The organism is Laspinema olomoucense D3b, from assembly GCF_025370785.1.
Lineage (GTDB): Bacteria > Cyanobacteriota > Cyanobacteriia > Cyanobacteriales > Laspinemataceae > Laspinema > Laspinema olomoucense.
Genome location: NZ_JAMXFA010000054.1, coordinates 26,214 through 36,429 on the forward strand (window position 1 = coordinate 26,214; position 10,216 = coordinate 36,429).

Annotated in this window: 5 protein-coding genes; 1 reads left to right on the plus strand and 4 read right to left on the minus strand. The window is 47.1% G+C overall.

Annotation, left to right across the window (positions count from 1 at the left end):
• Positions 1-275: 275 nt before the first annotated feature.
• The 4 genes from NG792_RS26155 to NG792_RS26170 all read right to left on the minus strand — a co-directional run bounded on the left by NG792_RS26155 (position 276) and on the right by NG792_RS26170 (position 9,969).
• Entirely contained in the window at positions 276-4,862 is a 4,587-nt protein-coding gene (locus tag NG792_RS26155; RefSeq protein WP_261237362.1) for a two-component regulator propeller domain-containing protein, read from the minus strand.
• A gap of 219 nt (positions 4,863-5,081) precedes the next feature.
• Positions 5,082-7,124, minus strand: a complete 2,043-nt coding sequence (locus NG792_RS26160) for a RiPP maturation radical SAM C-methyltransferase (protein WP_261237363.1) — start codon at positions 7,122-7,124, stop codon at positions 5,082-5,084.
• A gap of 275 nt (positions 7,125-7,399) precedes the next feature.
• The gene (locus NG792_RS26165; RefSeq protein ID WP_261237365.1) at positions 7,400-7,642 is read right to left on the minus strand and encodes a hypothetical protein; all 243 of its coding nucleotides are present in this window, start codon (positions 7,640-7,642) and stop codon (positions 7,400-7,402) included.
• 284 nt (positions 7,643-7,926) lie between these two features.
• Positions 7,927-9,969 carry a bifunctional serine/threonine protein kinase/MFS transporter gene (locus tag NG792_RS26170; protein WP_261237367.1) on the minus strand — a complete coding sequence of 681 codons (2,043 nt, stop codon included), beginning with the start codon at positions 9,967-9,969 and terminating at the stop codon, positions 7,927-7,929.
• A 30-nt stretch (positions 9,970-9,999) separates the two neighbouring features.
• Here NG792_RS26170 and NG792_RS26175 point away from each other — a divergent pair.
• Positions 10,000-10,216 (plus strand): hypothetical protein (locus NG792_RS26175; RefSeq protein WP_261237368.1); only part of this gene is annotated, 217 nt, incomplete at its 3' end.

Here is a 10,216-nt window from a genome sequence, read left to right on the forward strand (position 1 = left end):
AAAGAGCTAAAAATCCTTGAATACTTGTAGGGTTTGGCAGGAGAAGGCAACCCCTGAAGGGGTTACTACAAACGTTTGTAGGGGCTTTTCTTCAGCCCGCGCAGGCACCGCTTCGTCCGTATAGCCTCCGGGCTTTCCTTACGGAACGCTACGCGAACAGCCTGCGGGGCTTTTTTGAGGCTTCAGCCCGCGCAGGCACCGCTTCGTCCGTATAGCCCCGGGCTTTCCTTACGGAACGCTACGCGAACAGCCTGCGGGGCTTTTCTAACAGTTTTCTACCGTTGTTTAAGCACAACCAAAGTAATATCGTCAAATATCTTTTGTTTGCCGATATATTCCATTAAATGGGATATTGCCCGTTCTTTGATTTCCTCGGCACTGTACTCTCGATTCTGCACAATTACCTCAATTAATCGCTCTAATCCATATAACTGGTTATCGATATCCATCGCTTCGGTAATGCCATCGGTGTAGAACACCACCACATCTCCGGGATTGAGCGTCACCTCGATGGAAGAGACAAACTCCCCAATTTCTTCCACTAAACCGATGGGAAATCCTAAATCTATGGTATCCAATCGTTCCACTTCGCCGGTGGTGCGGACGAGAATCGCTTCCTCATGTTGTCCCGTTAATCGCAGGGTTCCCTTGCTGTAATCCGCGAGGGAGAGGGTCATACTTTTCTCCACATTCATCCGCTCAATATTGTGATAAATGGTGCGATTGAGGGCGTCTAAAAATTCCTGGGGTTCGGTGATTTTGCTCTCTAATAAGCTGCGGACAGCGGTTTGAGCCATGAGCATCAGGACGCCGCTTTCTAACCCATGTCCGGTGACGTCACCAATGCCAATTTTTAAGCCATCTCCTTGGGTGAGGATGTCGTAATAGTCGCCGCCGACTTCCTCCGCTGGTTCCATGAATCCGGCGATATCTAGTTCCGGAAGTTGGCGCAGTTCTTCGGCTTTGGGTAACATCATGATTTGCAGGCGACGGGCGATATCTAATTCGGTTTGTAGCCGCATATTTTCGGTTTTTAAGCGGACGACATTGAGATGGGTTTTAATGCGGGCGAGGAGTTCATCTTTGGCGATCGGTTTGGTCAAATAATCATTAGAACCCGCTTGTAATCCGGCGACTAAATCGGAGACTTGATTTTTAGCGGTGAGCATGATGATGGGGAGTTCGTCCATTCCATACTGTTGACGCAGGATGCGGCAGACTTCGTATCCTGTCATCCGAGGCATCATCACATCCAGGAGGATGATGTCCGGTTTAAAGTTGTTTTCCAGTAAGGCGATCGCCTCCGGTCCGTTGGTGGCTTGGGTGACGGTATAATGAGCGCCGGAGAGGTAGTTGACCAATACCTGCCGGTTGATAGGTTCATCATCGACGACTAATAACCGGAAATGACCATTATTTTCGATTTCGACGGGAACCTCGACTGCCTCGTCATCGCTGTTATCTACGGCAATGGCGATCGCCTGTAAACGGGGGAGGAACGATGAGCGATCGCGGTTCACTTCTAGGGGTTCTGCGGTTGTCTTGGAGAGAGGGAGAGTAAAGGTAAATCGCGACCCTTCCCCAAGGGTAGACTCCACGGCGATCGTGCCGCCATGTAACTCCACCAACTTTTTGGTTACCGATAACCCTAACCCGGTGCCGCCATAAATCCGGCTGGTGGAGCCATCCCCTTGCTCGAAGGCTTCAAAAATGCGATCGCGTTTGTCTTCGGGGATGCCGATGCCGGTATCGGCGATGGTAATCGCCAGGTAACCGGGGGCCTCCGGTTCCTCCGGGGACTGCGCCGGTGGCAGCAACTCCGCAGACACTTCGACGATGCCGCTTTCGGTAAACTTAATGGCATTACCGACTAAGTTGTACAAAATCTGCTGCACCCGATTTTCATCCGCATCCACGGGGGGGAGTTCGGGATTGATTTTATTGAGCAGTTGCAATGACTTTTTGCCGATGATGGGTTCGCACAAAGTCAGCACCACGTCACTAATTTCTCGCATCCCCACGGGCTTAATTTGCAGTTCTAAGCTCGATTGCTTCATCTTGGATAAATCGAGAATATCGTTAATTAAAGCATTCAAGCGCAGACCACTTTGGACAATCATCGAGAGGTTTCTTTGTTGCTTTTCTGAGACGGGACCGGCGACCCCATCCAGCATGGAATCTGCTAGGCCGATAATGCCATTTAAAGGCGTCCGCATTTCGTGGGAGGTATTTGCCAGAAAGTCATCTTTGAGCTTATCGAGGCGGCGCAATTTTTCAGAAACAACTCGTTCTCGCTCTAATTCTTGGCGTTGTTGTTCTAATTCTTGCCGTTGGGCGATCGTCCGCCACTGGACATAAGCCAAAACTACACCCATTAAGGCGAAGACATACAGGGTATAGGCCCACCAGGTTTTCCAGGGTGGCGGGGCAATTTCTAGCTGAATCGAGGTGCCGATTTCGTTCCAGACTCCATCATTGTTGGAGCCTTTGACATGGAATGTATAGTGGCCGCCATCAAGGTTGGTATAGGTGGCATAGCGTCGAGTTCCGGCGTTAATCCAGTCTTTATCAAATCCTTCCAGTTTATAAGCGTATTGGTTTTTTTCGGGTGATGTGTAATTTAAGGCTGCAAACTCGAAGGAAAAGACATAATCTTGATAAGACAGATTCAGCGTTTTGATTTGAGAAATGGCTTCATTGAGTTGGGTCGTTTCATTGAGCTTTTTAAACCCAGTGATGACAATCGGGGGAATGTACGGGTTATTTTTGACCTGTTCAGGGAAAAAGACATTAAACCCCTTGACATTTCCAAAGTACATTTCTCCGGTCTTGCTTGTGTAATAGGCTCCTGCATTAAACTCATTACTCAGCAGACCGTCGCTGGTATCATAGTTTTGGAAGGTTTCCTGGGATGGATTAAATTTAGATAATCCCTTGTTGGTACTTAACCACAGGTTTCCTTGATCATCGGGCAGAATCCCGTAAACGACATCATTCGGCAGTCCGTCTTGTTCGGTATAGGCTGTAAAGGTTTGGGTGAGGGGGTCAAATTTATTCAAACCCCCGCCAAATGTCCCTAACCAGAGGATTCCGGTTGCATCTTCGTAGATGGACAACACGCTATTATTGCTTAAGCTATTGAGGGTATCGCTTTTTTGATAGCGGGTAAAGATTCCGGTTTCGCGATCGAGTTGATTTAAGCCGCCCTGATGAGTGGCGACCCACAGTTTACCCCGGGTATCTTCATAAATTTGCCAAATACTATTATCGCTCAAGCTGTTAGGATTATTGGGATTGGCTTGGTAGGCGGTAAATGTGCCTGTTTCGCGATTCAGTTGATTTAAGCCTCCTCCAAATGTACCGATCCAGAGCGTTCCTTGTTGGTCTTCAAAAATGGACACCACCGAGTTATCGCTCAAACTGGCGGGATTATTGGGGTCATGGGTATAGTGGGTAAATTTGTTAGTTGTGCGGTCTAATGTATTCAGTCCACCGCCAAAGGTGCCAATCCATAGGATGCCCTGGCGGTCTTCATAAATGGACCAGACTCCCCCAGCACTTAAACTATCCGGGTCGTTTGGGTTATTCTGATAGGTTGTAAATTCTCCCGTTTCGTGATCGAATTTTTCCAAAAATCCTCCGAATGTCCCGATCCAAATTGTGCCGCTTTTATCTTCATAAATGGACATGATTGCAGGATCTTCCGCCATGCCGTGAGGATTACCGGGTTCGTAGGTGTAGCGGTCAAATTTAATGTGATGGCGATCATATTTGTTAATTCCGCCAATAAATGTGCCAAACCACAAGATGCCGGACCGATCTTCATACATGGAAAACACAGCACTATCACTTAAGCTGTGGGGATTGCCTGGGTTGGGGTTGTAGGTTGTAAATTCCTCCGTGTTTGGATTAAAGAGATTGAGTCCATTGCCGCCCGAACTTCCCAGCCAACTCCCTGTACCCATCCAGATTAGACCCGTTTCATCTTGATAAATGTGGCTCACGGTATTGCTGCTGATACTGTGGGGATTGTTGGGGTCATTCAGGTAGCGAGTAAACTCCTCCATGTCAGGGTTAAATTTATTAACGCCACCGCCTAATGTACTAATCCAGAGGTTCCCTTCCCTATCTTCTATAATCGAACTAATGGAATTATCACTTAAACTTTTGGGGTCATCGGGATGATGTTTGTAATGGATAAATTTTTCAGCATTTCGGTCAAATTTATCTAATCCTCCTTTTGTTCCTACCCAAAGTTCTCCCTCTCGATTTTCATAAATAGATGTGACAGTATTTTGAATTAAACTATCCGGATTGTTGGGGTCATTTTTATAGCGAGTAAAGTCTCCGGTTTGGGGGTTGAATTGGTTAAGTCCATCTTCCGTTCCCACCCACAACCTTTGATTTTTATCTTCATAAATTGATAAAACATGATTATGACTGAGACTTTGAGGATTACTCGGATCGTTTTGATAGCGGGTAAATTTCTCAGTCAGTTTATTAAAATAATTCAATCCTCCATCATTCGTTCCAACCCATATTTCCCCCCCCCCCCCATTTTCGTAAATAATTGTAACAAAATTATCGGAAATTGATTGAAGATCTGAAGGGTCATTTTTATAGATTTTAAACTGATAGCCATCGTATTTATTAAGACCGTCGGGAGTGGCAAACCACATAAATCCTTCTTGGTCTTGGAAAATAGAAAAAACGGTACTAGCCGAGAGTCCCTCTTCAATGGTGAGATGCTCAAATTCCAAATTAGGACGGGCAGCAAAAGCCGGATTTTGCCCGATTAGATTTATCAAAATTATCAACAAAAATACGGACAGCCATCGTAAAACTTTGATAATCTTTTTCATGAATTGATATTTCTTGTTTGGGGTCAGGTACTTAGCTGGATTGAGATTTATAGCAATTTCCCCATTCATGAAGTACGTCTATTGGATCCCCCCTAGCCCCCCTTTTTAAGGGGGGGATCGGAAAAGTCCCCCTTAAAAAGGGGGAAATCGGGAAAGTCCCCCTTAAAAAGGGGGATTTAGGGGGATCCTTAATGGACTCCACCAACAAGAGAGTAGACTTTATTGCACCCCTGAGTCATCGATCGCTTCGCACCAGTCGCTTAATTTGGAGACCTGATGCGACTGCTCGGCAACGAGGGAAAACAGCCGCTTGAGGGTGGATTTTTCTGGGGAATATTCTCCCACGGGAATCGCTAAACTCAAATAGGCATGATCTTCTTCCACCATTAACCCCCTCGCCAGGAGCGGTTGCAGCATTTCCTCCACTTCTGCGCCAGATACGGGACTGTTCAGTTGTTCTTGGGCCAACTGTTGTAGGAAATTGAGACTACGAATGCGATCGCAAGCGAGGTAGAGGGCTTTGAGCGGATCCGTGAGGGTGAGTAAAAGCTGACGGGCAGCGGGTCGCAAGTCCCAGATCTGCAAGTCTGCTTCCCGATTCACGGAAAACAACACGCTAGTTTGATATGCCTCTTCCCAGATAGTAACCTGTTCTCGAACTAAGTTTCTGTATTCCTCTACCGATCGCGGCTGCTGATAGGTAAATGTAAAGAAATAGGCCAGGTTTGCCACGGATTCTGGGGGCAAAGGATAAACATGATGATAGGCGGGAAAAGGAATGACGAGATCAAATCCAAATTCTGTGGGGCGATCGAAGTGGGGGCTAAAGCGGTCGATCCGAATCGCACCGGCCCATTTTGGGGGGCGCAGATGGGTCAGAAAGGGAATCAGTTCAGTCATGCGGCTGTAGTCTTCGATTCTTTCCCCGGGAAAACCCCAGATCAGATTCCAGAACGGAGTTACTCCCAGTTCTTTGCACCACTTCAGCAGTTGAATATTTTGCAACCCCTTCACCCCTTTTCGCATGAGTTCCAGGGTGTGACTGCTAAAACTTTCAATTCCCGGCTGAATCATGGTAATCCCCGCCTCTCGTAACTGGCGAATCTGCTCTTTCTGAAGATTGGACTTCACTTCATAAAATAGTTCTAAATCTAACTGCCGTGACGCCAATTCTGGAATCATACTTTTAAAGTATTTCATATCCAGAATGTTATCAACCACAGAAATGGGATAACCGGGATAGCGTGCAATCAGACTGGTAATTTCTGAGATTGCCCGTTCTGCCGACTTACTGCGGTAGGTCATTTCTGTGCCATTGAGTCCGCAAAAAGTGCAGTGATTTTTTTCTCCCCACCAGCAACCCCGAGAGGTTTCTAAGAGTAACCGAGGTTGATAGTTTTCCGTAAGGTGAGGCCGGACTGCTTCCCATTCCGCAAAATAATCGTCATAATCCGGTAAGGGTAGGGCGTTGATATCATGGAGAATCGGCGCGTTTAAGTCCTGAAGGGTGTTAGCTGACTCGATCGTATCGCGGGTATAAACTCCCGGAATATCAGCGATCGATTGTTGGTCTAAAACCCGGCGAATTAAGTCCGGAAAAATGCGATCGCCTTCTCCGGATATCACCGCATCCACAAAGGGAAATTGCCGTAAGGTTTCAATTCCCATGATGCCTTGACAGTTGGCCCCACCAAATTCAATAAAGATGTCTGGAGAAACGGCTTTAATTTTCTTAGCTAAGGCAAGGGCGGCAACGTGCTGGTGAAAGGTGCTTGTAAAGCAAACGATCCGGGGTTGGTAGCTGAGAACTTCTGCTAAACACTGGTCTAAAAACGGCTCAACTAAACTGCGGATATGCAGGATATTTTTAATAAAGGTTTCTGAAACGGGTTTAATATTCGGATAAGCCCCTTGGTGTGCGGGTTCGCGTCCGCGCAATACGTCTTCCACAAAGTTTTCTACATCCGTGGGATCGCGATCAAACAGCGCCGCTGAAAATAACCATTCGCCGACCAAATCACAAACAGAAACTTCACCGCTAGTTGTTTCATTATAAATAGAAATCCCAATCTCTTGGGCAAACCGTAGGGTAAAATAGCAGACTTTTGCAGAGATATCCAGGGGTTTAAGTGAGGCTTTCAGCAAGCCAACCCCAATGGAAGGCAGCAGAGGGCCGAAAGGCATACAAACGAAGACAACTTCGGTTTGTTTTTCTAATCTTTTGCTTGCCGGTATGACTGCTGGATCCGAAGTGGTTAGCATGGTAAAATTAAGTTATAAAAAAATTATGCTCACTAGGTAAACCTAATTAAACGGAGGAGTTCATGCTAATTAAAATCCGGGGTAACTCAAATATGATTTTGGGGAGCGCAAAGGAGAAACCTTTTTAAGTTTAAAAACCTAGCGATTGTCTCGCACTCCCCTTGATGACCCCACAATTTTAAATTAGAGGGTTTATACTCTCGACTTCAGTTTAGTTAGGGGTTTCCCTACAGATTGAGCAGTAGACTGAGCATAGGAAGGGACTTATAAAAACCCTATGGCGCTTTTAAACCATATTCTTCTGCTTCTTTCTGCACAGCTTCTTGAAAATCTGCCCATTCTCCTGTCATCAACAAAGTTTTCAACTCTTCCTCAATTTCGTAGTCGTCAAGAATTTGGCTACGGTTTTCATTAAATTTCTGGGCCTTACCAGGATTTTTAGCCAGATCGGACAAGAGGTCAAACAATTTTGACGACTTTGGGGATGACTCTTCAGACGAATTTTTAGGTGGTGTCATAAAGTTGGATTCCTCTAGGTAATGGGGACAGATAATCTACGGCTCCCCTGAAATTTAATGTATTTTACATTTATGAGCCAATTTTGTCAATATTTTTTAGGCTTTTTAATATGTACTGAAGGCGATAAGATTGCTGAAGCTGGAAAAGTCCAGGAGCTTCCTGTAAAGCGGATCTAGCGCGACAGGAGGCCCCTACTTGAAATGGGTTAGATAGGGCTTAACCTAGAGTTAACGATCGCTCCATCTCCTCTGGGCAATCTTTTCTGCTGATTCGGGCTGAAATATTAAGGTTGAATCCGTTTGGCTTTCGACTCATGATACTCCCGCACTTGGCGCGATCGCATCCAATGAGGATAAAGCATTTTCCCTAACGGAATCGCAGTTCCTCCGATTAGCAAACTCACCCAATAATGAGAGAAAATTCCTGCATTCAAGGCTAACCCTAGGCTGATTCCTAATCCCACCGTCAGCAGAGCAATTCCCCCCGCAAAATAAGGCGAAACATTGCTGATTTTGAGTTTATCTTTAGAGTTGACTGGGGAGATTTTGCCCTGTTTTACTTCATCGAAAACCGCACCGGCAACGATACCTGTTAAAATACTTAAACCCATCCATGCCAGCCAAGCCCAACTATTAGACAGGGAACGGCTGGCATCCATAATCGGCCATGCACCACAGATTCCCCCGGCGATCGCCCCGGCTAGGCTTTTGGATACCTCTCTAGCGGTTCCCATCGCCCGCAATCGGCTGATTAATTCCTCTGTTCCAATACCGGCATAAGCCCCGATTAACGCACCCAGAAGGGAAGAACCGAGTGCCGCTTCCTGTGCCGCTTGAGTCCAAGGGAGGGAACCAATCCCAAAGGCGATCGCACTTAAAGCGGCAATCACGGCACTACTGATACTCCCGGCGATCGCACCTGTGGCAGCCGGACCCGGATTCTGGGCGATCGTCCGAATGGTAGAAAGCACAGTCCAGGGAAATAAAAACAGGAATACGACCACGCCCCAAACTGAATCACTAAACGACCCGAGCCAATTTCCTACCACATTTAAAGGTGAAGTCCAGACTAGATTCAAGGCTAAACTTAGCAAAATTCCCAGCAAAGGATAGGGTAATTTTATCTCTTCTACAGGTTCCGGGGCGGTTTTAATTTTAAGGGCGACTCGATATAACTTTCGGTCTGAATTTGCCTGTAATAATAATTCGCGGTCATAAATGCGATCGGCTATCAAATTGCGGGTATCCACGGTGATGGTACATTCAACTTGATTCCCCTTAAACCGGGCTGGGGCGATCGCAATCCAGGGATGATTATTTTTAGCAAAGTAGCCATCTCTGCGATAAGCAGCCACCCGCCAGCGCCCCGTCAGCATCGTTCCCGGAACGGGATTTTTAATCGAAATGGTTTGGGTAATTGGTTCTCCCAACTTCGTCCCGCGAAACTGCACCAACTGATGACTAGAAATCACTTGCGGCGTGCGACTAATCTCAATCGGCGTTAACACTTCTAGGGCTGTTTCTGCATTCGGGTAACGGTCTTTTGGCTTGGGTTCCACCATTTTTTCCAGCCATTGAATCCAACCCAGACTAATTTTAGGAACCCGTTTCCGAAAGTGAATCCGATAACTCGGGTCAATTAACTCCCCAATATCCTGAGATTTTGTCCCCGTCAGTAAACAAATTAAAGTCGCCCCCACCCCATACAAATCCGAGGCGGGAGTCAGTTCCCGATTAAATAATTGCTCCGGTGGCATAAACCCCAGAGTGCCTTTAACAATGCTACTAACCGCAACTTCTCCCCCGCCAAGATGAGCAAATCCAAAATCCACTAAGTAGACATTCATCAGTTGATCCACCAGAATATTTTCGGGTTTGATATCCCGATGAATCACCGCTGGGAGGCGGTTTTGGAGGTAAACTAAAATCGACAACAGGGCTACGGCAATTTCTTTCACTTGAATCGGATGCCAGGTGTGCTGTTGAGCCAGGGATTCTGCCGCTTTGTACTCCTGAACCATACAGAATCCCCGGGGACTCTCAAACGAATCCAAATAGCGGGGGATACCGGGATGATTGAGCCCCTGAAGCACTTGAATTTCGCGCTGATATGCCTCGTAACCCGCCCACCCCGCATCACTGGTACTGGCAAACTGAAACTGTTTAATTGCAACAAAATTGGCCGGATCGGGAGTGACATCGGGAGTGGCTGTTTCGGTTCCGGTGCGAGTTGCCAGGTAAGTCACGCGACCCCCAGCGCGGTTCTGACCCAATTCGCGGATAACCTGATAGCCGTACTCACCAAAATCGGGAAGATTACTCATCATAATGTGTTCGCAGGGATGCCGGTATGACTATTGTACTGCGATCGCATTAGTGATGGGGAGGATGGGGGAGATGGGGAGGATGGGGGAGATGGGGAAGATGGGGAGATGGGGAGGATGGGGAAGATGGGGAGATGGGGAGGATGGGGAGGATGGGGAGGATGGGGAAGATGGGGAGATGGGGAGGATGGGGGAGATGGGGAGGATGGGGGAGATGGGGAGGATGGGGGAGATGGGGGAGATGGGGGAG

What these genes read in the sequence shown, in the direction of transcription:
- NG792_RS26165 (WP_261237365.1), bottom strand. Translation starts at nt 7,642, where the DNA reads ATGACACCACCTAAAAATTCGTCTGAAGAGTCATCCCCAAAGTCGTCA.
- NG792_RS26155 (WP_261237362.1), bottom strand. Translation starts at nt 4,862, where the DNA reads ATGAAAAAGATTATCAAAGTTTTACGATGGCTGTCCGTATTTTTGTTG.
- NG792_RS26170 (WP_261237367.1), bottom strand. Translation starts at nt 9,969, where the DNA reads ATGATGAGTAATCTTCCCGATTTTGGTGAGTACGGCTATCAGGTTATC.
- NG792_RS26160 (WP_261237363.1), bottom strand. Translation starts at nt 7,124, where the DNA reads ATGCTAACCACTTCGGATCCAGCAGTCATACCGGCAAGCAAAAGATTA.